The 24,735-nt window shown below is 47.3% G+C and carries 21 protein-coding genes; 16 read left to right on the top strand and 5 right to left on the bottom strand.

What is annotated here, in order from left to right; genetic code table 11:
• The first annotated feature begins 121 nt into the window (after nucleotides 1-121).
• The 3 genes from HHL16_RS22465 to HHL16_RS22455 all read left to right on the top strand — a co-directional run bounded on the left by HHL16_RS22465 (nucleotide 122) and on the right by HHL16_RS22455 (nucleotide 3,027).
• Nucleotides 122-796 (top strand): ABC transporter ATP-binding protein, encoded by a 675-nt coding sequence (locus HHL16_RS22465; protein ID WP_169427577.1) that lies wholly within the window; start codon nucleotides 122-124, stop codon nucleotides 794-796.
• A 34-nt stretch (nucleotides 797-830) separates the two neighbouring features.
• Complete coding sequence (locus tag HHL16_RS22460) at nucleotides 831-2,174, top strand: TolC family protein (RefSeq protein ID WP_169427576.1); 1,344 nt, start codon at nucleotides 831-833, stop codon at nucleotides 2,172-2,174.
• Nucleotides 2,175-2,748: 574 nt separating this feature from the next.
• Entirely contained in the window at nucleotides 2,749-3,027 is a 279-nt protein-coding gene (locus tag HHL16_RS22455; RefSeq protein ID WP_169427575.1) for a hypothetical protein, read from the top strand.
• 265 nt (nucleotides 3,028-3,292) lie between these two features.
• Here HHL16_RS22455 and HHL16_RS22450 read toward each other — a convergent pair whose 3' ends face one another.
• Entirely contained in the window at nucleotides 3,293-5,695 is a 2,403-nt protein-coding gene (locus tag HHL16_RS22450) for an outer membrane beta-barrel protein (RefSeq protein WP_169427574.1), read from the bottom strand.
• A gap of 200 nt (nucleotides 5,696-5,895) precedes the next feature.
• On the opposite strand from HHL16_RS22450, the gene miaB reads away from it, so the two are divergent.
• The 8 genes from miaB (at nucleotide 5,896) to HHL16_RS22410 (ending at nucleotide 13,142) form a co-directional block, all read left to right on the top strand.
• Entirely contained in the window at nucleotides 5,896-7,314 is a 1,419-nt protein-coding gene (miaB, locus tag HHL16_RS22445) for a tRNA (N6-isopentenyl adenosine(37)-C2)-methylthiotransferase MiaB (protein WP_169427573.1), read from the top strand.
• Between the two features lie 33 nt (nucleotides 7,315-7,347).
• Nucleotides 7,348-8,610 carry a sigma-54 dependent transcriptional regulator gene (locus HHL16_RS22440; protein ID WP_169427572.1) on the top strand — a complete coding sequence of 421 codons (1,263 nt, stop codon included), beginning with the start codon at nucleotides 7,348-7,350 and terminating at the stop codon, nucleotides 8,608-8,610.
• Between the two features lie 10 nt (nucleotides 8,611-8,620).
• On the top strand, nucleotides 8,621-9,133 hold the full coding sequence (locus tag HHL16_RS22435) for an LptE family protein (RefSeq protein WP_240966292.1): 513 nt from the start codon (nucleotides 8,621-8,623) through the stop codon (nucleotides 9,131-9,133).
• Nucleotides 9,134-9,166: 33 nt separating this feature from the next.
• Nucleotides 9,167-10,048 (top strand): hypothetical protein, encoded by an 882-nt coding sequence (locus HHL16_RS22430; RefSeq protein ID WP_169427571.1) that lies wholly within the window; start codon nucleotides 9,167-9,169, stop codon nucleotides 10,046-10,048.
• A 1-nt stretch (nucleotide 10,049) separates the two neighbouring features.
• Nucleotides 10,050-10,397: a preprotein translocase subunit SecG gene (gene secG / locus HHL16_RS22425; protein ID WP_169427570.1), complete on the top strand. Its 348-nt coding sequence runs from the start codon at nucleotides 10,050-10,052 to the stop codon at nucleotides 10,395-10,397.
• A gap of 77 nt (nucleotides 10,398-10,474) precedes the next feature.
• Nucleotides 10,475-11,530 carry an endolytic transglycosylase MltG gene (gene mltG / locus HHL16_RS22420; protein ID WP_169427569.1) on the top strand — a complete coding sequence of 352 codons (1,056 nt, stop codon included), beginning with the start codon at nucleotides 10,475-10,477 and terminating at the stop codon, nucleotides 11,528-11,530.
• A 15-nt stretch (nucleotides 11,531-11,545) separates the two neighbouring features.
• Entirely contained in the window at nucleotides 11,546-12,505 is a 960-nt protein-coding gene (locus tag HHL16_RS22415; RefSeq protein ID WP_169427568.1) for a YihY/virulence factor BrkB family protein, read from the top strand.
• Between the two features lie 37 nt (nucleotides 12,506-12,542).
• Nucleotides 12,543-13,142 carry a thioredoxin family protein gene (locus HHL16_RS22410; RefSeq protein ID WP_169427567.1) on the top strand — a complete coding sequence of 200 codons (600 nt, stop codon included), beginning with the start codon at nucleotides 12,543-12,545 and terminating at the stop codon, nucleotides 13,140-13,142.
• 80 nt (nucleotides 13,143-13,222) lie between these two features.
• Here the strand turns inward: HHL16_RS22410 and HHL16_RS22405 are convergent, their stop codons facing one another.
• Nucleotides 13,223-14,008 (bottom strand): hypothetical protein, encoded by a 786-nt coding sequence (locus HHL16_RS22405; RefSeq protein ID WP_169427566.1) that lies wholly within the window; start codon nucleotides 14,006-14,008, stop codon nucleotides 13,223-13,225.
• A gap of 295 nt (nucleotides 14,009-14,303) precedes the next feature.
• Between HHL16_RS22405 and HHL16_RS22400 the strand changes: the two genes are divergently transcribed.
• Nucleotides 14,304-14,762 (top strand): hypothetical protein, encoded by a 459-nt coding sequence (locus HHL16_RS22400; protein WP_169427565.1) that lies wholly within the window; start codon nucleotides 14,304-14,306, stop codon nucleotides 14,760-14,762.
• Nucleotides 14,763-14,834: 72 nt separating this feature from the next.
• Here the strand turns inward: HHL16_RS22400 and HHL16_RS22395 are convergent, their stop codons facing one another.
• The 3 genes from HHL16_RS22395 to HHL16_RS22385 form a co-directional block, all read right to left on the bottom strand.
• The gene (locus HHL16_RS22395) at nucleotides 14,835-15,629 is read right to left on the bottom strand and encodes a hypothetical protein (RefSeq protein ID WP_169427564.1); all 795 of its coding nucleotides are present in this window, start codon (nucleotides 15,627-15,629) and stop codon (nucleotides 14,835-14,837) included.
• A gap of 164 nt (nucleotides 15,630-15,793) precedes the next feature.
• Nucleotides 15,794-16,294, bottom strand: a complete 501-nt coding sequence (locus HHL16_RS22390; RefSeq protein WP_169427563.1) for a TlpA disulfide reductase family protein — start codon at nucleotides 16,292-16,294, stop codon at nucleotides 15,794-15,796.
• Nucleotides 16,295-16,334: 40 nt separating this feature from the next.
• Nucleotides 16,335-16,943, bottom strand: coding sequence for an RNA methyltransferase (locus HHL16_RS22385; RefSeq protein WP_169427562.1), 609 nt, complete (start codon nucleotides 16,941-16,943; stop codon nucleotides 16,335-16,337).
• A 102-nt stretch (nucleotides 16,944-17,045) separates the two neighbouring features.
• Here HHL16_RS22385 and HHL16_RS22380 point away from each other — a divergent pair, with 102 nt between their 5' ends.
• The 4 genes from HHL16_RS22380 to HHL16_RS25370 all read left to right on the top strand — a co-directional run bounded on the left by HHL16_RS22380 (nucleotide 17,046) and on the right by HHL16_RS25370 (nucleotide 24,701).
• Complete coding sequence (locus tag HHL16_RS22380) at nucleotides 17,046-20,147, top strand: AsmA-like C-terminal region-containing protein (RefSeq protein WP_169427561.1); 3,102 nt, start codon at nucleotides 17,046-17,048, stop codon at nucleotides 20,145-20,147.
• Nucleotides 20,148-20,242: 95 nt separating this feature from the next.
• Nucleotides 20,243-22,492 carry a sodium-translocating pyrophosphatase gene (locus HHL16_RS22375; protein ID WP_169427560.1) on the top strand — a complete coding sequence of 750 codons (2,250 nt, stop codon included), beginning with the start codon at nucleotides 20,243-20,245 and terminating at the stop codon, nucleotides 22,490-22,492.
• A 283-nt stretch (nucleotides 22,493-22,775) separates the two neighbouring features.
• Nucleotides 22,776-23,375 (top strand): sigma-70 family RNA polymerase sigma factor, encoded by a 600-nt coding sequence (locus HHL16_RS22370; protein WP_169427559.1) that lies wholly within the window; start codon nucleotides 22,776-22,778, stop codon nucleotides 23,373-23,375.
• Between the two features lie 120 nt (nucleotides 23,376-23,495).
• On the top strand, nucleotides 23,496-24,701 hold the full coding sequence (locus HHL16_RS25370; protein WP_169427558.1) for a FecR family protein: 1,206 nt from the start codon (nucleotides 23,496-23,498) through the stop codon (nucleotides 24,699-24,701).
• The last annotated feature ends 34 nt before the right edge of the window (nucleotides 24,702-24,735 follow it).

Genomic DNA, 24,735 nt, shown 5'->3' with positions numbered 1-24,735 from the left:
ACTGTATCAGTACCGGACGGTTTTTGTATCGGAAACGTACTGCCATATGCGCAAAGAATTATGTACAGTGTTGAAAATCATATAACTTACGTTCTGGCACAATAATCACAAAACCATCAGCATGTTATCACTGAAGCATATATCAAAATGGATCACACTTGGAGGGAAGCCCAACTTTCTGCTGAAAGATGTGAACCTCACTATTAACCAGGGCGAGTTTGTATCGATCATGGGTCCGTCAGGATCAGGGAAATCCACCCTTCTTCATATCATCGGCATGCTCGACGATTTCAATGAAGGCGAGTACCTGTTTATGGATCAACCGGTGCATACTTTGAAAGAGAAGCAAAGATCTGCATTGTACAAGCAACATATCGGCTTTGTGTTTCAGGCCTATCACCTGATAGACGAGCTCACCGTGTATGAGAATATCGAAACGCCGCTGATCTATCAGAATGTAAAATCCTCTGAGCGGAAAGCGATCGTAGCGGATATGCTCGACCGGTTTCAGATAGTGGGAAAGAAAGACCTGTTCCCAACGCAACTGTCCGGTGGACAGCAGCAGCTGGTGGGCATTGCCCGTGCGCTGATAGCCAAGCCGCAGCTTTTGCTGGCCGATGAGCCAACCGGCAACCTCAATTCGAAGCAGGGAGAAGAGATCATGGATCTGTTCAAACAGCTGAACAACGAAGGCGTAACCATTATTCAGGTAACGCACTCGGAGAAGAATGCCGGATATGGCAGCCGCATCATCCACCTGCTCGATGGAAGAATAGAGCAGGAACAACAACCGTAAAAAATTTGAGACCAATTCAATTAAAGATCACGCCATGAGTATCGGAAAAATCCTGGCAGCAGGCTGTTTATGCCTGATTGCAGCCAGCGACCTGTCAGCTCAGAATACCCCTTCAGTACTTACACTCCGTGAGTGCGTAGAAACAGCTCTGAAAAATAATCCGGATGTAAAGAAAGCCGGCTTCGAGAGTGAGCGCGACCTGATCAATCTCCGCGGAGCGAAGGGAGCGATGCTGCCATCGCTGAACGCCAGTGTGTATCATTACCTTCGCCAGGGCCGCAACATCGATAATGCCACCAACCAGTATATCAACAGCAGCAATACCACAGCATCGGTGAATGCAGAGGGAGATCTCACCCTCTTCAATGGTTTCCGTTTATTCAATAACCTCAAGGCAAATCAGCTGAATGCAGAAGCGGGAAGAATGGAAATTCAGCAGGCAAAGGATCTGCTGGTGCTGAATGTGATACTGAGTTACCTCGATGTGCTGAGCAGTTCGGATGTGCTGAAACAAAGTGAAGCACAGGCAGCAGTAACCGAAAAACAGGTGAGCCGTCTGGCCATTCAAAATGAGCAGGGCGCCATCAAGCCTTCTGAGTTTTATGATGTGAAGGGACAGCTCTCCGGCAATAAGGTAGCCATCATTAACGCAAAGAATGCGCTGAACAATGCCCGCCTCAAGCTGGCACAGCTGATGAATACAACTTACAATGAAAGTCTGACGGTGGAACCTGTTAATCTCGAACAATTCGAGATCAGCAGTACTGCAGGGGCAGATTCCATTTACCAGATAGCGCTGGATCAACTGGCGATGATCAAATCGGTGGACCTTAGCCTCAAGTCCTTCGACAAATCTGTTCAGTCGGCGAAAGGCGGACTCTGGCCTACGCTTAGTCTGGTAGGCGGTTACAATACCAACTTCTCGAAAGTGCAGAAAGATGCAGATAACAAGTCTATCCCCTATTTCGATCAGCTGAAGAATAACCGTGGTACCTATGCCGGTATCGGACTGAATATTCCGCTGATGAACGGATTCAGAACACGTAACCAGCTCAGCATGGCGAGGGTGGCGAAGAGAGAAGCGGAGTTCCAGTCTGAGAGCATCCGCATTCAGCTTCGTCAGAATATCGAGAGGGATTATCTCAATATGACGGCAACGCTTAGCAGGTATCAGGTATTGACAGAGCAGGTGGCGAGTTATTCAGAAAATTTCCGCGCAGCGGAAGTGCAGTTTGAGAATGGAGCCATCAACTCGGTGGATTATCTAATTGCCAAGAACAAACTTGATTTTGCGAACATAGATCTCATCATCGCGCGATACGAGTATGTGTTGCGTAAACGCATCATCGATTATTATCAGGGAAGACTGAGCTGGTGATCGGTTGAGATGGTTGCAAACCAACATAACAAAAAGGATGTACTTAGGTGGTACATCCTTTTTGCTTTCACGTTCAATTCAAGAGTAAATATCAATCGGCCGGCTCCTATACCGGCGATCTCTAAGTATCAATCTGTGTTATCAGATTGCCGCAGAAGCCTCATGAAAATGGGCTGCTGTTGCACTTTTCAGAGCGTAACCTATTAACCGGACCTACCCATAGACGGCCCGGTTAAATATTTTTATGATGATTGGGGAATTTTTAAAGAAGGACTCCATAGAAATAGAGTCCTCTATTTTCCATTAATCTACAACACATCGGCAGTGCCGAAGGATGCTTTATATTTCGGAATGAATATACTCGACTTGAAAGGCTGGGGAAGATGCTGTGGATGTTACCGGAACCGGTTACTGATCTTTGTTGAGATCAGATCGATATAGCAACACTAATTTAAGTACAATTTCATTCTAAAAAAAGTAAATTTTATACTTAATACTTACACTTCCTTCCTTTCTTAAGTACTAATTGTACTTATATAAGAATCAATCCGCCGCTGCATTGTTTATTTGCTTCATGAATAAAGAAAAGCGTCAAAAGCTGATCAAACAAATGATCGACAAAGGCGACATCACGCTTTTCAAAGAGATATTCGATTTCTACGATATCACTCCTGTTATACTTCACCTCAAAACCAATCACGCTACTCTTACCAGTCATATCAACAATCCTTCCCGCCTTCGCATGGGTAAGATAATCAGCATCGCCGATTATTTTGGTGTTGATGATTTCAAAATGATTACCATCGTCTACAACCAGATTCAGGCTGAGCGGAAATCAAAGAGAAGAAAGTGATTGATTGATCAATGAAATGAAAGATGCGCAACCGCAATCATCAGGAGTTTAATGCGACAAGCCTTGCCGTATAGCTGATTGCGAAAATAGTGTCCTCAACAAAATCAGCAACAGAAAAAAGGAAAAAACTTCCATAAAGTTGTTTGTGATCAAGTGCAAACTAAATTATCAGTAATCGATACCACTTTGCTTCATGTTACTGACAACGGTTAGTAATAACCATGGAAACATGCAGGATTTTTTTCGGGCGGACACCTACCAAGTATTATTTCTTCTTCGACTGTGCCGGCTTCTTTTTCGATTTCCCTAATTGTGTGAAGTTGTACCCTACCGTTAATCTGAAATTGCGCGTATTGGTGCTGCTGAATGATTCCTGATTGTAAGTAGCGCCATAAGTAAAACTATGATACTCCTGCTTCGCAATCGGATCTACCACATTGAAGGTAATCACCAGTTTCTTTTTGAAAAGCTTACGCTGCACACCCAGGTTCATGCGCAAATTGCTGCGGACAGTACCCTGCGGATTGGCAAATCGATTGTACGTTATGCCTGTGGTGAAATTCCACACATCGGTGGGTACGTAGTTGCCGTTGAAGTTGGAAGTTAAACTTCCTCCATCGCGGTACTTGTTGCGCTCACGGTCGAATGAACTGTATCTGTTGTACGTATAACTCACGCTAAGATTGATGCGGAGGGCTTTCGAGAAGGTGTAACCACTCCAGCTGCTCACTTCGTACTCATGGCGGTCGTCGATATTGAACCAGGTGATGTCCATCACTCCGCTGTCCAATGGATTCGGATTGCGGATCTGGCTGAAATTGCCCTTCACCTGATTGTATCCGAAACCGAGATTGGTGTAATACTTATCAGTTGTTCTTCCGAACACCAGATCGAAGTTATGCGAGATAGTTGGCTGCAATCCGGGGTTACCGAACCGGTGATTGTTCGGATCGGTACTGTCTACGTTAGGATTGAGATGCGCAATGCCCGGCCTGCGTACTGTTTTGCGATAACTCAGATTGATGTTGAGCACATCTCCAAATTTCTTGCTGAATGTGGTAAACGGAAGCCAGGTGAAAAATTTATTGTTGAGCTCCGTTTTGTTTTTGAAGGAGAAGCCGAGATCGGCTGCTTCGGCTGTTACGCCCGCTGTTACACTGAAATTTTCCGTAAGCAGCTGTTTCACTGCCACGCGGATATTGCTCACTGTTTGACGGAACCGAAAATCGGTGGTGGCCCTGTCGTCGAGAATATACTCACCGGTATTCTTATCCCTGAACCTGGTGGTGAGGTCTACCCTGTTGAGATCGCTGACAACCGCACCACCTGTAGAGATGGTGGTCTTTTTATTATCGAGCATTTTATCGTAGTTCACACGCAGGTTGAGGCCTGTATTGCGATTACCGTTTACGATCTGCTGCGAAGAGTCTGGTCCGGTGATGGTTGAAACCGGGAAAAGCGTTTGCTGCTCCCATGTTCTGTCGCTACTGGAATTGGAGAAATTGGCGCCGGCTATCACGCGAAGCGTTTCGCCCGGTTTCTTTCCCTTGTGCGTGTACGTGAGGTTAAAGACCGGACTGATATTATCTCCCCTGTTGGCGATCTCCCGCTTCCAGTTGCGGTACACATCTGCGTTACGGTTGAGATTGGTGTATTCGTTGAAATTGCTGTTGCGTGTGATGCTCTGATTTACATTCGCTGCCAGGTTGAAAGCGTTGCGTTTATCCACTTCATAATCGATGCTCAATCGCGCATTGGGCCTGATACCTTTATTGTGGTTATTGTTGAGCGAGTTGTTGTAACTGGTAATGGTGTCCAGTGTTTTGTTGAAGTTCTGGCGTTTGCTGTATCCGTTGCCATCGAATTCGTTGTAGGCGAAGCCCATATTGAAGTTAACGCTGAGTCCTTTCTTTCTGTAATTGATATTTCCGCTGGCGCCGTATTCTCCACGGGTACCGGCGGTGAGGGTGAGTCTCGCCCCTACTCCTACTTTTCCTTTGCGGGTTACGATATTGATAACACCGCCCTGTTCATTGGCGTATTGGGGCGGAGGGTTGGTCATTACTTCGATCTTTTCGATCATGCTGCCGGGAAGGGATTCGAGCAGATCGGCCAGTTGCTGGGCGTTGAGCTCAACGGGTTTATCGTCGATGAGTATTTTAGGTTCTTTTCCGCGTACCACTATCTTTCCGTCGGGGTCGTTGGCCACGAGGGGTACGTTTTTGAGCAGTTCGGCTGCATTGGAACCTGCGCTGAGCGCGGATTCGCCGGCATTGAAAGTGATATTTCCATCCTTACTCTGAATAAGGGGCTTCTCCGCATAGACCACTACTTCTTCCAAAGCCGAATCGGTATTGGGTTTCAGCGTAAGATCGCTGAGATTGAAATCGTATCGTTCGGATCGGATATGGATGCTGTCGAGCGTGAGTGGCCGGAAGCTCACAAAGCTGATGGTAAGGCGATACAATCCGAAATTCAGGTTCTCGAACTCGAAATTTCCGTTCTTATCTGTACGGGTATTCCGGGAAGGAAGGGAATCGGTTAACGGGCGGAGGGTTACGGTTGCGTCGGCAATAGCCTTCTGCTGCGGATCGATAACATTGCCCGTGATCAGTCCGGGTGCCGCTTTCGCGGGCCTATCCTGGGCAGTTAACGTCAAGTTTCTCATCAGCAGTAAGCAGAAAACGATCAATAGGGGTCGAATCAGGGGCATACGATAAAGGTAATATAAACCCGTGTTAGACTGCGGCCGTCCGAAAAGTTTAAGCATGGCTGAAGAAATAGCGGCTAACCTCATAACAATCAACTGTCATACTGTCATTTAACCAGAGTTTTCCCTATCTTTGCCCTCTTAATTTCAGATTGCAGATGTTGGATCTCATTTCCCAGAAGAAACATGACGAGAACCGCCAGGGCGAAGCTTTTGCTCCGGAGGCGGTTGATGTGCAGCAATTTTCCAAGAAATTCTATATCGAGAGTTATGGATGCGCCATGAACTTTTCGGATAGCGAAGTAGTGGCCAGCATCCTCCATGAGGGCGGATTTGGGGCTACCCGCAATTTTGAAGAGGCGGATCTCATTCTTGTAAATACCTGTTCTATCCGTGAGAAGGCAGAGCAGACGGTTCGCCAACGGCTTACCGAACTCCGCAAAGCCAAACAACGGAACCCCGGCACCCTCATCGGCGTGCTCGGATGCATGGCAGAGCGCCTCAAAGGCAAACTGCTCGAAGAAGAAAAACTGGTTGATCTGGTGGTGGGCCCCGATGCCTACCGTACTTTACCCGGACTGATAGCGGAAGCCGAAACCGGACAAAAAGCAGTGAACGTACTGCTGAGCCGCGAAGAAACCTATGCAGACATCGCCCCTGTTCGCCTCAACACAGACGGCATTGCCGCCTTTGTGAGCATCATGCGTGGATGCAATAATATGTGTTCGTTCTGCGTGGTGCCATTCACCAGAGGAAGAGAAAGAAGCAGGGATGCAGCGAGCATCGTGAACGAATGCCGCCAGCTTTCCGACAACGGTTACAAAGAAGTGACCCTGCTTGGCCAGAATGTAGACAGCTACTATTGGGTAGATGAAAAGAACGACACCATCGTAACCTTTGCGCAGCTGCTCGAAATGGTAGCGCTGATCAATCCCGATCTGCGTGTTCGCTTTTCTACCTCCCACCCCAAAGACATTACCGACGACGTACTGCATACCATTGCCAAATACGAGAACATCTGCAACTACATACACCTGCCCGTTCAAAGCGGCTCCACGCGTGTATTGCAGCTGATGAACCGCACGTATACGCGTGAGTGGTATATCGCAAAAGTGGACAGGATCCGCAGCATCATTCCCGATTGCGGCATCAGTTCCGACATCATTGCAGGCTTCTGCACAGAAACCGAGGAAGAGCATCAGGAGACGATGAGCCTGATGGAATACAGCCAATACGATATGAGTTATATGTTCTTCTACAGCGAAAGGCCCGGTACGCTGGCAGCCCGCCGTTATGAAGACGATATACCCGAAGAAGTGAAGAAAAGAAGGCTCGATGAAATTGTGAAACTGCAGAACAGACTCAGCCATGAGAGCAACCAGCGGGATATGGGCAAAACCTTCAAAGTACTGATCGACGGCGATTCTAAAAAAAGCGCCAACGACTGGAAAGGAAGAACATCGCAGAACAAAACGATTGTTTTTCCCAAAGGCAGTCACGATGTGAACAAAGGAGACTATGTGATGGTTAAAGTCACAGATTGCACAGTGGCCACCCTGCTGGGTGAGATTGTATAAGATCAATTGTTAGGAGCTAAACGACTTGTGAATATGGATATCCAATCAATCAAAAACCGATTCGGCATTATCGGCAACTCGCCTGCACTGAATTATGCATTGCAGGTGGCTTCGCAGGTAGCCAATACAGACCTTACAGTACTGATTACCGGCGAAAGCGGAACAGGTAAGGAAGCATTCAGCCAGGTGATCCATGCACTGTCTGCCCGGAAGCATAATCCCTTCATAGCAGTTAACTGCGGCGCCATCCCCGAAGGCACCATCGATTCGGAACTGTTCGGTCACGAAAAAGGTTCTTTCACCGGCGCTGTGGACAGCCGCAAAGGATATTTTGAAACTGTCAACGGCGGTACTATCTTTCTCGATGAAATCGGTGAAATGCCCCTCGGTACACAGGCACGTTTGTTGCGTGTTCTTGAAACGGGCGAATTCATTCGGGTGGGTTCTTCCAAAGTGCAGAAGACCGATGTGCGCGTAATAGCCGCTACCAATAAAGATTTGCTGGAATTTACCCAGAAAGGAAAATTCAGGGAAGATCTTTATTACAGGCTCAGTACCGTGCCCATCCGTGTTCCGGCATTGAGAGACAGAAAAGAAGATATCAGTCTGCTCTTCAGAAGATTTGCAGTTGATTTCGCAGAAAAATACAAAGCCTCCCCTCTTCAGCTGGATGAGGAAGCAAAAGACCTGCTAATTAACTATTCCTGGCCCGGCAATGTGCGCGAATTGAAGAATATTGCAGAGCAGATGAGCGTACTGGCGCAGGATAAAATGGTAAGTGGAACGGAGATCAGGCGTTTTCTGCCGGAACGCGATCCTAACAATCGCTTACCGATGCTGGTTAGCCCTACGCAAAGTGCGGCAGCAAACGGGCATGAGTTTGCCAATGAGCGGGAGATCCTGTACAAACTTTTCTTCGATATGAAGAAAGATGTAACAGAACTGAAGAAGATGTTTGTGGAGATCATTCAGAATCCGGGAATGGCGGTGCAGAATCAGGCAGCCATCATCAATGAACTGAAGAGCAAGGAAATACTGGGAGGAACCGGATTGATCCCTCATATGCAACCTGCCACGGTCAATTCGCCGGTGCAGCAGGTGATGATCCATCACGAAGACGATATCCATCATCACGAAGAGGTGGAAGAAAGTCTGAACATCATGGACAAGGAAAAAGAACTGATCATAAAAGCGCTCAAAAAACACAAGGGCAAAAGAAAGGATGCTGCAACAGATCTCGGCATCAGTGAAAGAACCCTTTACCGTAAGCTGAAAGAATATGACATCAAAGAGTAACATATCGGGCATGCGAACATTTGCACGCATTGCGATGATGATCACAGGATGTGCGCTGGTACTGCTTTTCAGCGGATGCTATTCCTTCAAGGATATTGGCGAGATCCCGAAAGAAGTAAAGACCGTGCGTGTGAACTATATCGAAAACAAAGCAAGGTATATCAATCCGCAGCTGAGTCCTCAACTGACAGACAAGCTGCGTCAGAAGATCAATAACCAAACACGCCTCACCCTGGTGCAGAGCGAAGATGCGCATTACGATATCAGTGGAACCATCACTGATTATACCATCAGCACATCGGGCATCAGCAATCAGCAGGCAGCGAATAACCGCCTGACAGTAACGGTGAATCTGGTGTTTAAGAACAATCTTGATCCTACCAAGAATTTTGAAGCAACGCTTTCGAGACCGTTTGATTTCTCCGCCAACCTCAGTTTGCAGGCAGCGGAAGCACAGCTCACAGAAACCATCATTCAGGGAATGACTGATGATATGTTCAACCGTGTGTTCTCAAACTGGTAAGCCAAACAAAAGCGTATAACACAAGCCCTGTCAATGCAACAACACATTCAAACCATCGTACAACATTTTTTTCAGAAAGAGAGTCTGCATGAGGTAGCTGAGGCCGAGCTGCAACAGTTCACCAGCGACTATCCGTATGCCATCATCGGTCAGTTTCTGCTGGCAGAAAAAATGCGGCACGATAACCAGGAGAAGTTCCATGATCAGGCGCTTCGCACTTCGCTCTATTTCAACAATCCGGCCTGGTTGTACTGGCAGTTGCAGGAACATCCTGAAGCCAATCTGGAGGGATTGAAAGCAGCTATCACCATGTCGGAAGAACCACTTCCGGGATTGCAGGAGCTCACCACTGAGCTATCTGCCGATGAAGAAACAGAGGAAGAAGCTCCATTCACCATCACAGCTGCTGAAGCAACTGTTATAGCAGCCGAAAACGTTTCACTCTCCGAAGGAGTTACCAGAGAAGAGCCGAAACCTGCTGCGGAAGCCACTCATACCTCTGCCGTAGCGCTGGCCGAGGCTGTGAATCAGGCGCCTGCCAATGAAATCGGATTCGATCCTTACCATACCATCGACTACTTTGCATCGCAGGGCATCAAGCTGAAACTCGAAGAGCTGGCCAAAGACAAACTGGGGCAGCAACTGAAGAGTTTCACCGAGTGGCTGCGCGGCATGAAGAGGGTTGGTCCTGCTGCCATCAATGCCCTGCTCGACGACAGTACGCAGCATGCCATTCAGAGCATTGCCGACAATTCGAACGAATTGAAAGACATTGTAACTGAGGCAATGGCAGAAGTTTGGGTTAAACAGGGCAATTACCGGAAAGCCATCACCATTTACGAGAAATTAAGTTTGCAGAATCCCGTCAAAAGCCCTTATTTTGCAGACCGTATACAACAATTAAAAGCATTGTAATATGATTTATTTATTCCTGGCGCTGATCATCATTCTTACTGTTGTGATCAGTTTGTTCATCCTGATCCAGAACCCCAAAGGCGGTGGCCTGGCAGGTAACATTGCAGGATTCAACAACCAGTTCATGGGTGTGAAGCAAACAACTGATGTACTTGAGAAAGGAACATGGGTAATGGCTGTAGCAATCGGATTGCTCTGCCTCTTCTCTTCTTTCTTCATTGGCGGTGGTGCTGCTGTAAGTTCAGGTGTGGAAGCTCCTGGTGCAACTGCTCCAAAAACAGCTCCTGCTCCAACACAAGCTAATCCAGCTGCACAGCCCGGAACTACTACGCTTCCTGCTACCAAATAAGATTCTTTTCAACTTTTTCAATATACCCTGCTGATTTCAGCAGGGTTTTTTAATTTACAGTATCAATCCGGTACATCATGTTCAAAAAACTGATCTGGGGAACGCTCATAGTGGTATTGCTGGCGGCAGCTGCTATCGGTTTCAGGTTCTTCACCTCCAATACTCCATTTAACAGCAATCATAAATACCTGTACATCCGTACCGGCCATGCCACATTCGCGGAAGTGGTGAAAACGGTGCAGGACAGTAATCTCGTGAGCAATCCCGGTTCATTCGAATGGATCGGCCATCGCATGGATCTCGACGAAAAGATCAAACCCGGCCGTTATGAGATCCGCAAAGGCATGAGCCTTTTCAGCATCGCACGCATGCTGCGCAATGGCCGTCAGAGTGCCGTAAACCTGGTGATCACCAAACTGCGGACCCGTGCGGACCTGGCGTCGCTGATCGGCCGCAAATTCGAATGCGACTCCGCCTCCGTGATGGATTACATGAACAACAAAGATTCCATGAGCGCCTACGGATTCGATTCTGTAAGCATCATGACGGCCATCTATCCCAATACCTATACTTATTTCTGGAACAATACACCCGAAGGCATTTTCAAAAAGTTCTTCGCCGAATACAAAAAAGTGTGGACCGACGAAAGGAAGAACAAAGCCGCTGCGCTGGGACTCACAGCCACACAGGCTTACACCCTCGCCAGCATTGTGGAAGAAGAGACCAATGCCAATGAAGAGAAAGGCAATATTGCCAGCGTGTATTACAACCGCTATAAAAAAGGCATGAAGCTGCAGGCCGATCCGACCGTGAAGTTTGCGCTGGGCGATTTTTCGCTCCGCAGGATCTATGAGAAACACCTGCTGGCGGAGTCTCCGTACAACACCTATCGTGTAGTGGGATTGCCTCCCGGCCCCATCTGCACGCCGCAGCTGGTAACGCTCGATGCAGTGCTGAACCAGCCTGCCACCAACTATCTGTTCTTTGTGGCAAAAAGCGATTTCTCCGGAAGGCATACCTTCAGCGAAACCTACGAACAGCATCTGGTGAATGCCAAGGCATTCCAGAAAGCGCTGGACTCTGTGCAGGCGCTGAAAAAACCGGCGAAGGAAGACATCGGCACACAAAAATAAAACCGGCTAAACGGCATGACCAAACTCGAAAGAATACTGTTGAACCTGCCTCCTGTAAAGTTCGTTACAGAACGAACCAAACATATCGTTTTGCCCGGCTTCGACAAAGTGCCGCTGTACGATGTGATCGTATTCTTTTTGCAGCAGGTGAAAACAGTAGGGCTCACAGAACGCGCTTCTGCTGTGGCTTACAACTTCATCATGGCCATCCCTCCTACCTGCCTGTTCATATTCACGCTTATTCCGCACCTGCCCTTTATTCCGAAAGACAGCATTGAAACGCAACTGCATCACCTGATCAATGATATGATCCCGGCGAAGGAATACAATAAAGGCATCATCGATTTTGTAGATGGATTTCTGAATCAGGCACGCGTGGGGCTGATCTCCTTCGGTTTTGTATTGCTCATCTTCTTCGCCTCCAATGGCATGATGGGACTGATGCGCTCTTTCAACAAAAATTATATCGGATTTGAAAAACGCAGCGGACTCGAAAGCAGATGGGCAGCCATCAAGCTCACTTTTATCATATTAGGATTGCTGGTTGCCTGCCTTGTGCTGCTGGCCATGCAGGGTGTAGTGCTTAAATGGCTGGGCATCGGCCCAAAGTGGGCAGCGCTGATCAGTTCGTTCAGATGGATCTTCATCATCGGTCTGGTATTCTACGCAATAGCATTCATTTACAAATATGCACCAGCCACCAAACGCAGGTGGCGGCTGATCTCTCCCGGCTCCATTCTGGCCACCTTCCTCAGCTTGCTGGCCACACTGGGTTTCAGTTTCTTCGTGAGCAATTTCGGAAAATATAACGCGCTGTATGGATCTATTGGCACCATCATTGTGGCAATGATATTGATCTACATCAATGCGCTTGTTCTGCTGATAGGATACGAACTGAACGTGAGCATACACTCCCTCAAAGCATTGGCGGATGAAAGGGCGAGACACGAGACAAGCGGCATTCCCGTTCCCTGATTTTTTCGTAAACTTTGTATACCAAAATCATACAGATATGAAACAATTTCTTATCCTCTGCCTGTTGCTGCCTGCAATGGCATTCAGAACAGGTTCCGAGCCACTTGCTATCGGTTCGGCTATGCCTAAAGGTGATATAGTAATGCGCGACGTTTCAGGCAAGGATATTAGTCTGAATAAAGCACGCAAACAAAACGGATTGCTGGTGATGTTCAGCTGCAACACCTGCCCTGTTGTTCTCAATAATGCAGCACGTGCCAACGACATTGCGAAGTTTGCACTGGAAAATAAAGTGGGGGTGATATTCCTCAATTCAAATGCTGCAGAACGCGAAGTATATGAGTCCATGGATGCCATGAAGGCTTACGCAGCCAAAGAAAAATTCAGCTGGTACTATGCACTCGACGAAAAAAATGAACTGGCAGACGCCTTCGGCGCCACCAAAACACCGGAATGCTTTCTGTTCGACAACTCAGGCAAACTGGTATATCATGGAGCTATCGACGACAACCCCAATAAAGCAGAAGCCGTTACCCGAAAACACCTGCAACTTGCCATCACTGAAGTAAGCAATGGAAAAGACGTGACTGTAAAGACCTCCAGGTCTGTAGGATGCTCTATCAAAAGAGCAGGTTAAGCCCCGTTTTTAAAATCTGTTGCAAACAGCCTGTATCACTGCATACAGGCTGTTTGTTTTTGTATCGGAACTATTGAGATCTATTTGCAATCCCACACTACTGTGGCATCAGTAATCTTATTGCCATGGAAATTCAGAAAACTTGAAGGCACATTGTAAACATCTCCTTGTGCTTTTATGCGCGTTGGCAATCCCTTATCATTGTAACCGGTTGCAGTGAATGGATTATTTATGCTGTAATCCCTGGCCATGAACATCCAGATCTTATGCGTTCTGAACATGCTCAGTTTGTTATCATACACAACACCACTGCGTGTTAAATTGCCGTCTTCATTGTAAGCAAAATTCTGAACATCGCTGAACGCCGGAGGCTCAGTACTGCCTGCTGCGCGCCAATATCTGGTGATCTTGATTATTCTGTCTTTGTTGTCGTATTCATAGCTATGGAAATAATCGCCCCAATGCCAGGTGGGTTGTCCATTTACAATGCTGCCCCAGAGATGGCTGGTATCTTTTGCAATGCGGCCTTTATTATCGTAGTAATATTTAGACCAGTAGATGAATGAACGGGGATTTTCAGGATAGTACTGGCTTTCGATCATTCGTTGTTTATTGTCGTAACGGAAAAGCAAACTCTGATAACCTGTGCTGACATTGGAAGAAACGATACTATCCGGATTTCCATATTTGTTGTAAAAGAAACTGAGTTTTTTAGGCTCTCCGATATCTGTGATCTCTCTGATACGGCATTTGGAATACACACCATCAGGCGAGTTTTTGATGATATCCCAGATCTTATTGCAGCCCTGAAGCGCCAGCAGCAATGGCAATGCAAATAACAGGGAAATCTTTCTGATCCTTTTCATAAATGTATAGGTTTAGGTAATAAAAAAACATCGTGCGTCTGGAGGAAATATGGACTTAAAACGGATCAGCAGAAAGGATACAAAGACGATGCATTCCTATACACGGGCATGTGTGGTAAAATAAAAATAAGGTTTCTTTCGTAAGAATGCAATACTACTTTGCGGGAGTTTCGCTTTGTGATACATGCATCGATCAGCTGATAAAAGCACCTCATGATAACGGTTATGCCTTTCAGCCAATTTAACAAGATCATTTTGCAGCGTTGGTTACATTAGTCCACTAAATTTCAACGCCATGAACAATACAAAAATAACCGCTACCAACTGGTACCCCGATGCACATCTGATGGTCACCGAAGTGAGCGGCCTGCTCGATCTCAGCGATATTGAACAGTGGATAACCGGCTTCCACACTGCATTTCAGCAGCTTCCGGATAATGCCCGTTTCAAGATATTTGTAAATCTCCATGGCTTCAAAGCAGTGAACCTCGAAGCACATAAAAAGTTCAGAGATATTGTTCCGTTGACGTTGGCAGACTATGGTTGGCGAACCGGCTACCTCGGCCTCTTTGAAGAAGAAGCACAAAAAATGGTGTTCAGAAATATCAGAGGCATTCAATGCGTGGGAGCTGCTCATGCACATCAGGACGAGACCAAGATAACTTTATATCAAACCAGTTTCAGTTCGGACCGCGAGCAATTCTTTACTGACCCTGCCACTGCTGAAGCATGGATCAGATCGCTTCCTTTGTAAGCGAAATAAAAAACCGGGTTGCGCACAGCGCTTTACCCGGTCTGCGATTGGCTGGAAAATTGTGTTGCTTTTTTATGGCAATGGAACGGGAGGTCCGTCTGAAGGATAAGTGATGTTGGCGTCGTCCAGATCAAGATCAAGAAAGTAGCGCTCGTTGTGAAGCCCCGTTTCCATATGTTTCGGCATTCCTTTTTGTGTATATGCCCGAGACCGGAATGGGTTGTTCACACTGTAATCCCTGTCGAGGAACATGAATACTCTGCTGGCACGATGGATATTCACTTTATCGTCGTACTCCACACCGTTTCTGATAAGGTTGCCACGCTGATCGTACTGGTAGGTAAAGGTCATGGAATCGGGATACTGCGGCTCAAGGAGATTCCAGCGTTCCTGAATCACTCTGTCCAGCGAATCGTACCAATAACGTCTCAGCAATTTCTGCGTATACTCTACTGGTCTTCCGTTCACAATTCTGCCGAAACTGTATCCGGTATCGCGGATGATCCGGTTACGTTTGATGGGGTCGTATACAAATTCTCTGAAGGTCTCGAAGCCATTCTCAAATTCGAACATCCTGATATATTGCACCATTCGCTTTTGCCAATCGTACAGAAAATACTGATTGGGATTGCCGTCGGTAACAACATTGGTGATAATGGCTTCAGGGTCCTGATATTTATTGTACACAAAATCCCAGGTACGGCCAGAGAGGCTGTCTTTGATATGATACATATGTTCTACCCGCGAAAAAATATTGGCATCAGCGCCAGTTGGATCAGGCACTGCCGTTGCATCGTTTTTTCTGCAACTGACAACAAATAACATTGCCAATACAGTGAGTCCGACTGCATGTTGTACACATTTCATACTTCTATTTTTTGATGATAAAAAACAGCAGCTGACGTTACAGCAATCAGTGAGGGTCTACTGTGAGGGGTATGCAGGAACGACTGTTCAAATGTAGCGAAGACCACAGTTGTACAGCCTCTCAGCCAACTGTAATGAAGGATTACAGTGATGAGTAACCGGAATTACTTTCCGGCATCTTTTTTAGGAGCCACCAGCAATCTGATCTCCGGCACTATCTGCCTGTCGGTGAGCTGGCGTTCAAAGAAATGACGATATCCTGTTGCATTATTGAGGAAGAGCGTGGAAGGAATGCCGCCACTCCATGCGGAATCTATTTTCGGACAGAAATAATCTGCATTGCTTTCATCGAGCCAGAAGAAACTGGCTTTGAAGTTTTTCTTTTTGATGAAAGTTTCGATGCCTTTCGGGAATTCTTTTTCGAAGTCGAGGCTCACGAGTATCAGTTCTACTTTATCATTTTTGAACTGCCCTACTCCGTCTTCGAGCCAGGGGATCTCCTGCACGCAGGGCGCGCACCAGGTAGCCCAGAAACTGATCACCATGGGATGATCACTGTTCTGGATATACGAAGTCAGTTCATCGATCTTCACGCGTTTCACTGATTGGGATGATGCTGTGAACACCACAAACATCCCGCATAACAAAAAGATAAATTGCTTCATACACTTATGTAAATTGAAAATATATCAGGCAGCAAATTTCTTATCCGTTCTGATCGGCTTCATCGAGTTGCAGTTTCCATTGATCGAGCAGGCCATCGAGTTGTTCGCCACTCATGCGTCGTTTATCATAATGCCCGGCCACTTTCTTCTGCCGTTGCGCCTCATACAAGGTTACTGCGCAGGCCACTGAAATATTCAGTGATTGAATAATGCCTACCTGCGGTATGATGAAATTGCCGTCGGCTATCGCCCTGATCTCATCACTCACGCCACTGTGTTCATTGCCGAAAACCAGCGCTATGCTGCCTGCGGCGAAATCGATGTTGTACAGATCAATGGCATCGCTGCTGAGATGTGTTGTTAAGATACGATCATATTTTGAACGCAGCTGCGCAAAACATTCCGCCGCATCGGTGAACTGATGTACGGTGAGCCATTTCGCTGCACTGCTGCTGCTTCTGGGTCCAAACTTCTTATGTCGCGGAATTTTGGTGTTCAGAACATAGATCTCCTGCACTCCTACTGCATCGCAGGTGCGCATCACGGCAGATATGTTATGCGGATCAAATACGTTCTCCAGCACTATGCAGAGATCATTCTGACGCTTGTTCAATACTGATAACAATCGATCGTAACGTTCCGGTGTCATATTTGTAAAATATTGATAAGTTAAGGCCCGGCGGCAATATTACGTGCTATTTTTAAATTATTATCTTCGTCCGATATTTATGCCACTAAACCAATATGGCCTATGTTGAAGAAGACCTTCCGCATTCTCGGAATTATCCTCCTTGTATTGCTGGTGCTATTGTTTACAGCCCCCTACCTATTCAAAGACAAGATTGCAAAGATTGTAAAAGAACAGATCAACAAAAATGTTGCTGCAAAAGTTGATTTTACAGATCTCAGTCTGAGTTTCTTCCGCAACTTCCCCAAAGCCTCCGTTTCACTGGAAGGATTGCAGGTAACCGGCCCTGAACCATTTCTCAAGGACACGCTGATAAGTGCGAAAGAACTGATTGCAGCGGTAGACCTGTTCAGCCTGTTCGGAGATCAGATCCGTGTTACGAAAGTGAGCATCGATCAGCCGCGCATCCATGCATTGTTGAATAAGGAAGGAAAGGCCAACTGGGATATCATGTTACCCGATACAACCACCAAAACACCGGAGGCGCCTGCAGAACCTTCTTCCTTCAAACTCAATCTGCAGAAGTACGCCATCAGCAATGGCTATGTGCAGTACAGCGATGCCACTACCGGCATGAGCACCGAGATCACCAACCTCAATCACGAAGGTTCAGGCGATTTCACTTCTGATCATTTCAAGCTCAGCACCGGTACCAAAGCCGATGAAGTGACGTTCACCTATGCAGGCATCCCCTATCTCGCACGTACCAAAACCAATATCGACCTGGATATCGATATCGACAGCAAATCTTCCAAATACACTTTCAATACCGAAGAGATAGCACTGAACGATCTGAAGATCGCAGCCGACGGATTCTTTCAGCTGGTGAACGACAGCACCTACAATATGGACATCAAGTTCAAAGCGCCGTCGACAGATTTCAAAAGCATCCTCAGTCTGATCCCCGCTGTGTACGCCAATGATTTCGCCAAGGTGAAAACCAGTGGCAAAGCCATTCTCAACGGATTTGTAAAAGGAACCTATAACGGAAAACAGATCCCCGCATACAACCTCAACCTTCAGGTGGAGAACGGTTTCTTCCAGTATCCAGATCTTCCAAAACCTGTGCAGAATATCAACCTGCAGGTGAAAGTGGATAATCCGGATGGCGTAACCGATAATGCGGTGGTTGAAATTCCGAAAGCGCATATCGAGTTCGGAAGTGATCCTTTCGACTTCCATCTGCTGTTCAAAAAACCGGAGACCGACCGATACATCGATGCTGCTGCCAAAGGCAAGCTCGATCTCGCGGGCATCACACAGTTTGTGAAACTGCCGGCCGGTACAAAACTCGCAGGTCTCGTAGATGCGGATGTGCAGGCGAAAGGCAATCTCGCTGTGATAATGCAGCAGAAACCCGGACAATTTGCCGCGCAGGGTTTTATCGATATGAGCAAACTCTTCTATTCGTCCACAGCATTTCCTGCACCGATCCAGAATACCAGTGCGCGCATCAATGTAACCAATCCTGATGGCGTACCTGATCATACAGTGGTGCATATTCCTGCAGCACACGTAGAGGTAGGAAAAGATGCAGCGGATCTTACGCTGCTGTTGCAGACACCTGCTTCAGACCCGGCATTCGACGGAACGCTGAAAGGCGGATTCAACCTCGCAAACGTAGGCCAGTTCTACACTTTCACGCCCGGCACTTCACTCGCGGGTCAGGTGAATGCGAATGTGGCTTTCAAAGGAAAGAAATCGATGATCGACAAAAGCCAGTACGATGCCATCAATACAACCGGCACGGTACAGGCTACCAACATATCGTACAAATCGAAAGATTATCCTGATGGTGTGAACATCACCAACAGTCTGTTTACCTTCAATCCGAAGAACGTAACGGTGAACAACCTGGCCGGCAATTTCATGCAGACCAATTTCAACGCCAACGGATCTTTCAATAACCTCATCGGATATGCGATGAAGGATGAACCGCTTGCAGGTACGCTCAATGTAAATGCAGATAAAGTTGATCTCAACAAATTCATGGGAACAACTGCAACTGCTGCTCCGGCTGCAACTGAAAAGAAAGACAGCGCTGCTGCGCCAGCTGCGGCGGGGGATCCATTCCTTGTACCAAAGAATATCAACTTCACGCTCAACACCAAAGTGAATCAATTGCACTACGATAAAGTTGATTACAACAATATCAACGGCAGTCTGCAACTGAACAACGAAACCGTGTACCTGAAAGATGTGAAGCTCGATGCGCTCGACGGAACCATCGGTCTCAATGGCTCCTACTCTACCAAAGTGAACAAAAAGAAACCCGATATTTCTCTTGCATACGATGTGCAGAACCTCGATGTGCAGAAAACCTTCATGGCCTTCAACACTGTTCAGAAGCTGATGCCGATCGGTAAATTCATTGCAGGTAAGCTCACTTCGAAGATGACTGTAAAAGGACAACTCGGCGGGGACATGATGCCCGATCTCAGCACGCTCACCGGCGACGGAACGCTGTTTCTGCTGCAGGGCTTCCTCAGCAAATTCGGTCCACTCGATAAGCTGGCGAGCACGCTCAACCTGAACGATCTCCAGAACATTTCCGTAAAAGACATCAAGAACTATTTCGAGTTCGCCAACGGAAAGGTATTGGTGAAGCCATTCAATGTAAAAGTAAAGGACATCGATATGGAGATCGGCGGCATGCACGGTCTCGATCAGAGTCTCGATTATGTGATCAATCTGAAAGTGCCGCGCGCCAAGCTGGGCTCACAGGCGAATGCGCTGGTGAACAATCTTGCTTCGCAGGCAACGGCGAAAGGCATTCCGGTGAACATCAGCGAAACCATCAACTTCAAAGTGAACCTGGGCGGATCTATCGGCAATCCAACCGTGAAAACAGATCTGAAGGGAGCCGGAGGAAGTCTGGCAGCAGACATGAAAGATCAGGCCAATCAGTTTGTGGAAGCGAAGAAGAAAGCGGCCGACAGTGCGCTGGCCGTAGCGAAGCAGCAGGCGAAAGACTCACTGGAATCTGCGAAGAAAAAAGCGGCAGCAGCGCTGAAAGATGAGCTGAACAAACAACTGTTCGGTAAAAAAGATACCACAGGCGGCGCAAAGCCAGATCCGAAGAAAGATCTGGAGAATACGGGGAAAGGTCTCATCAACAGCCTGTTCAAGAAAAAGAAAAACGCTGCGGATAGTACGAAGCAATAATCACAAATCCAAAAAATAACTGGGGGAAAAGTTAATTCCAGACCTTTTCCCCTATTTTTGACCTCCTTAAAACTAACAGAACTAAGATTGCGCTTATGGATAAACTGATTTATCTGGTTCCTCTGATGGGTATCATCGGGCTCCTGTACACCTTGGTAAAATTCAAATGGGTATCAAAACAGGATGCCGGTAACGATCGGATGAAAGAGATCTCTACCTACATTGCAGACGGAGCCATGGCCTTCCTCAAAGCAGAATGGAAAATTCTGGGTTATTTCGTAGTAGTGGTGGCGCTCCTCCTCGGATTTATGGCCACTACCAATCCTCACTCACACTGGTCTATTGCAATTGCCTTTATTATTGGTGCATTTTTCAGTGCACTGGCAGGTTATATTGGTATGCGTGTTGCCACCAAGGCGAACGTGCGTACAGCCAATGCAGCCCGCGGCAGTCTCAGCAAGGCGCTGGCCGTTTCTTTCACAGGTGGTTCTGTGATGGGTCTCGGTGTAGCTGGTCTGGCTGTACTCGGCTTAGGCAGTCTCTTCATAATATTAAAGGCGTGGCTGGTTCCGGGTGATGCATCCGTGAATGGCCACGAGATGGTGCAGGCCATCGAAGTATTGACCGGGTTCTCTCTCGGAGCTGAATCCATCGCCCTATTCGCCCGCGTGGGTGGGGGTATCTACACCAAGGCGGCCGACGTAGGCGCCGACCTGGTAGGTAAGGTGGAAGCAGGCATCCCTGAAGATGATCCGCGTAACCCTGCCACTATCGCCGACAACGTAGGTGATAACGTGGGCGACGTAGCCGGTATGGGTGCCGATCTGTTCGGTTCTTATGTGGCTACCGTTCTGGCAACAATGGTGCTTGGACAAGAAACCATTTCTGTAGACTCGGTTGGTGGCATGGCTCCCATTCTGCTGCCGATGCTGATTGCAGGTTTGGGTATCCTCTTCTCAATCGTAGGTACCTGGTTCGTTCGCATCAGCGATTCAGCAGGCATCAGCACCAGCGCTGTGCAGAAAGCACTGAACATGGGCAACTGGGGATCGATCGTTTTAACAGCGATCGCTTCTGTTGGTCTCGTGTATTTCATTCTCCCCGAAACAATGGAGCTCCGTGGTCACACATTCACCAAATGGGGTGTACTAGGCGCTATTGGTGTTGGTCTCGCAGTAGGAACACTGATGAGCATCATCACCGAATACTATACGGCCATGGGTAAACGCCCGGTAATGAGTATCGTTCGTCAGTCAGCAACCGGCCACGCCACCAACGTGATCGGAGGCCTGGCAGTGGGTATGGAGTCTACCCTCCTTCCTATTCTCGTACTCGCCGGCGGTATCTACGGATCATACGCCTGTGCTGGTCTCTACGGCGTTGCAATCGCAGCAGCCGGTATGATGGCAACTACTGCCATGCAGCTGGCCATCGATGCATTCGGTCCGATTGCAGATAACGCAGGTGGCATCGCTGAAATGAGCGAACTGCCCAAAGAAGTGCGTGAGAAAACCGATGTACTCGACGCCGTGGGCAACACCACAGCTGCAACGGGTAAAGGATTCGCCATCGCTTCTGCCGCCCTCACTGCACTGGCTCTTTTCGCTGCCTATGTAGGGGTGATCAAAAACAACGGATACGATCTCGGAGACGCGATCAATATCTATAAAGCCGATGTACTGGCTTCTCTCTTTGTGGGAGCCATGATCCCTTTCATCTTCTCTTCTCTCGCTATCCGTGCGGTAGGCGAAGCAGCGATGAGCATGGTGGAAGAAGTTCGCCGCCAGTTCCGTGAGATCCCCGGCATCATGGAAGGAAAAGCAAAACCTGAGTACGAAAAATGCGTGGCCATTTCTACCGATGCATCCATCAAAAAGATGATGCTGCCCGGTGCAATTGCCATCATTTCTCCGCTGATCATGGGCTTCCTTTTCGGACCAGAAGCACTGGGTGGATTCCTCGCAGGCGCTACTGTAAGTGGTGTACTGATGGGAATGTTCCAGAACAATGCAGGCGGTGCATGGGACAATGCTAAAAAATCGTTCGAGAAAGGCGTTGAGATAAACGGACAGATCTACTACAAAAAATCTGAGCCGCATAAAGCGTCTGTAACCGGAGATACCGTAGGTGATCCGTTTAAAGATACTTCTGGTCCGTCTATGAACATCCTCATCAAACTGATGTCGATCGTATCACTGGTGGTGGCGCCTACTCTGGCACAGATCCATGGATACGGCGTACCTGAAGTGAAGGTTACACCTGCCAAAAAAGTGGAGCTTACTGCCGCTGCACAGGCTAAAACTGTGACAACAGCCAGCAATACAGCAACATATCATGCAAATTAATCCTGAAATTTTTTAACAGATATGCTTGGTTCATATCTGATGTAAGGTTTATATTTGCATTCCATAACTAAGCACTATATCATACCAAATACCAAAAGTCCGCGTATTTCCATACGGGGACTTTTTCTTTTAAACCACTTCCCATCTGCGCTAAAAATAAATGAACACTCCATTTTCCCTGAATTTGCCTAAATTCATCCTCTCACATTCTCCCATTTAATATCGATGATCCTGCTGCAAAAAGCAATAAATTTATGCCTCTTCTTGCCCTAAATAAACGTTCTTGAGTTACAATCCGACCTATACTGACAAAGAATTGCTGCTCCTGGTTTCCAAAGGCGATGAAAGCGCCTTCGAACAATTGTATGACCGATATCTCCCACTCATCCAGCCTGTGATACTCCAGATTGTGAAATCAGAAGCGGTAGTAAAAGATCTGGTGCAGGGTTTATTTTTAAGACTCTGGCTTAACAGGGAAAAACTCACTGAGATTCAGGAACCCAAAAGCTATATTTTCCGGATGGTGTATAACCAATCCTTCAAATACCTGAAAAAGCAGCTGACTGAAGAAAAAGCTGCGCTGCAGATTGCTGCTGATCAGGGCGGCAATGATCTTGCGCCATCTTTGGAACAGCATTTGGACATGACGGAAGTACGCCGGCTGATAGAGGCCGGCATACAGGCAATGCCGGCGCAATCGGGCCTTATCTACCGTTTAAACCGCATCCAGGGACATAAACCACAGGAGATAGCCGATCAGTTGGGTATCTCCGTACAAAGTGTTCGAAATTCCCTGACACGTTCAGGGAAATTTCTGAAGGAATATCTGCAACATCAGGGCATCACACTTCCCCTGCTCCTTATCGCGTTAGCCATGCAATAAAAAAAGTGTTTTTCACTGAGTATATTTTTACTGCTCAGGGATCGTATAGATGTACAGGGCACAAACCTGTGCCTTAAGCAGGAATTATTTTACCTGTGAGGATACCCAAAACTGAAGCACGTGAATGCACAACAGGAAACGATCAGGCAGCTATTGAGCAAGGTTAAGGCCGCTACTGCTACTTCTGAAGAATGTGAGCAGCTGCTGCAGCTGATGAACAGCGATCAGTCTGGTGAGGTGATTTCCTGCATGAATGATTATTACGAAGCACAAAAACTGGAGTTTGAAGATGCAGAAAATGATACATGGAAAGAGCTGTTCAGATCCATTATCAATATCGATAAGCAGGAGGAAACTAACATATCCAAAACAGCTCCTGTCCGCCATATCCATTGGCGCCGCTGGTGCATAGCCGCTTCCTTCGTAGCACTGGCTGGTATCGGAATTTACTGGTGGCTGCATTCTCAGAAAAAGGATGCTCCGGTTATTGCCAAAACCACTCCCACAGATATTACGGCCCCGAGGCAAAACCGCGCTATCGTTACGCTTTCAGATGGCCGCACCATCTTACTCGATAGTACTGTAAATGGGCAACTGGCTTTGCAGGGAGACGTAAAACTGGTGAAACTGAGCAATGGTCAGTTTGCCTATCAGAAAGGTACCGGAGCGTCGATGGAAAAAATACAATACAACACACTTACCAATCCCAGAGGAAGCCGCGTGATGGATATGACGCTGGCCGATGGTTCGCGCGTATGGCTCAATGCCGGATCCTCTATTACCTATCCTGTTGCCTTCAATGGCGAAAGCCGTACTGTTGAGTTAAAAGGAGAAGGCTATTTCGATGTGGCTAAAGATGCCGGAAAGCCTTTCAAAGTAAAAACAGGCAGCGTGGAAGTTGAAGTGCTCGGCACTCAGTTCAACATCAATGCATACAACGATGAACCCATCATCAAAACCACGCTGGTTCAGGGTTCAGTAAGAGTGAGTACGGGAAATCAGCAGCAAAAACTGCTCCCCGGACAGCAAGCGCAGGTGAATGAAAACAAACAACTCAAACTGCTGAAGCAATCCGATATGGAAGTAGAACTGGCATGGAAAAACAACGAATTCAATTTCAAATACCTTACCGATCTAAGAACAGTATTGCGTCAACTGGCCCGCTGGTACGATCTGGAGATCTCCTACGAAACCGGTGCGCCTGAACACCTGCAATTCAAAGGCGCCATCCCAATGGACGCTACACTTTCTCAGGTGCTGGAAGCATTGAAAACAACGGGAGTTCACTTCCAGCAAGACGCGAAAAAAATAACCATTCTACCTTAACATCCTCCTACTAACCCGCTGTCAAAAGGGTTGG

The organism is Pseudoflavitalea sp. G-6-1-2 (genome assembly GCF_012927185.1).
Taxonomy (GTDB): Bacteria; Bacteroidota; Bacteroidia; order Chitinophagales; family Chitinophagaceae; genus Pseudobacter.
The sequence above is the reverse complement of the archived record's forward strand: the minus strand, read 5'-3'. Positions and strand labels throughout refer to the sequence as shown.

Bases quoted from the DNA above. Each gene is read 5' to 3' on its own strand.
- HHL16_RS22465 (WP_169427577.1), top strand. From the start codon at position 122: ATGTTATCACTGAAGCATATATCAAAATGGATCACACTTGGAGGGAAG.
- HHL16_RS22460 (WP_169427576.1), top strand. From the start codon at position 831: ATGAGTATCGGAAAAATCCTGGCAGCAGGCTGTTTATGCCTGATTGCA.
- HHL16_RS22455 (WP_169427575.1), top strand. From the start codon at position 2,749: ATGAATAAAGAAAAGCGTCAAAAGCTGATCAAACAAATGATCGACAAA.
- HHL16_RS22450 (WP_169427574.1), bottom strand. From the start codon at position 5,695: ATGAGAAACTTGACGTTAACTGCCCAGGATAGGCCCGCGAAAGCGGCA.
- miaB (WP_169427573.1), top strand. From the start codon at position 5,896: ATGTTGGATCTCATTTCCCAGAAGAAACATGACGAGAACCGCCAGGGC.
- HHL16_RS22440 (WP_169427572.1), top strand. From the start codon at position 7,348: ATGGATATCCAATCAATCAAAAACCGATTCGGCATTATCGGCAACTCG.
- HHL16_RS22435 (WP_240966292.1), top strand. From the start codon at position 8,621: ATGCGAACATTTGCACGCATTGCGATGATGATCACAGGATGTGCGCTG.
- HHL16_RS22430 (WP_169427571.1), top strand. From the start codon at position 9,167: ATGCAACAACACATTCAAACCATCGTACAACATTTTTTTCAGAAAGAG.
- secG (WP_169427570.1), top strand. From the start codon at position 10,050: ATGATTTATTTATTCCTGGCGCTGATCATCATTCTTACTGTTGTGATC.
- mltG (WP_169427569.1), top strand. From the start codon at position 10,475: ATGTTCAAAAAACTGATCTGGGGAACGCTCATAGTGGTATTGCTGGCG.
- HHL16_RS22415 (WP_169427568.1), top strand. From the start codon at position 11,546: ATGACCAAACTCGAAAGAATACTGTTGAACCTGCCTCCTGTAAAGTTC.
- HHL16_RS22410 (WP_169427567.1), top strand. From the start codon at position 12,543: ATGAAACAATTTCTTATCCTCTGCCTGTTGCTGCCTGCAATGGCATTC.
- HHL16_RS22405 (WP_169427566.1), bottom strand. From the start codon at position 14,008: ATGAAAAGGATCAGAAAGATTTCCCTGTTATTTGCATTGCCATTGCTG.
- HHL16_RS22400 (WP_169427565.1), top strand. From the start codon at position 14,304: ATGAACAATACAAAAATAACCGCTACCAACTGGTACCCCGATGCACAT.
- HHL16_RS22395 (WP_169427564.1), bottom strand. From the start codon at position 15,629: ATGAAATGTGTACAACATGCAGTCGGACTCACTGTATTGGCAATGTTA.
- HHL16_RS22390 (WP_169427563.1), bottom strand. From the start codon at position 16,294: ATGAAGCAATTTATCTTTTTGTTATGCGGGATGTTTGTGGTGTTCACA.
- HHL16_RS22385 (WP_169427562.1), bottom strand. From the start codon at position 16,943: ATGACACCGGAACGTTACGATCGATTGTTATCAGTATTGAACAAGCGT.
- HHL16_RS22380 (WP_169427561.1), top strand. From the start codon at position 17,046: ATGTTGAAGAAGACCTTCCGCATTCTCGGAATTATCCTCCTTGTATTG.
- HHL16_RS22375 (WP_169427560.1), top strand. From the start codon at position 20,243: ATGGATAAACTGATTTATCTGGTTCCTCTGATGGGTATCATCGGGCTC.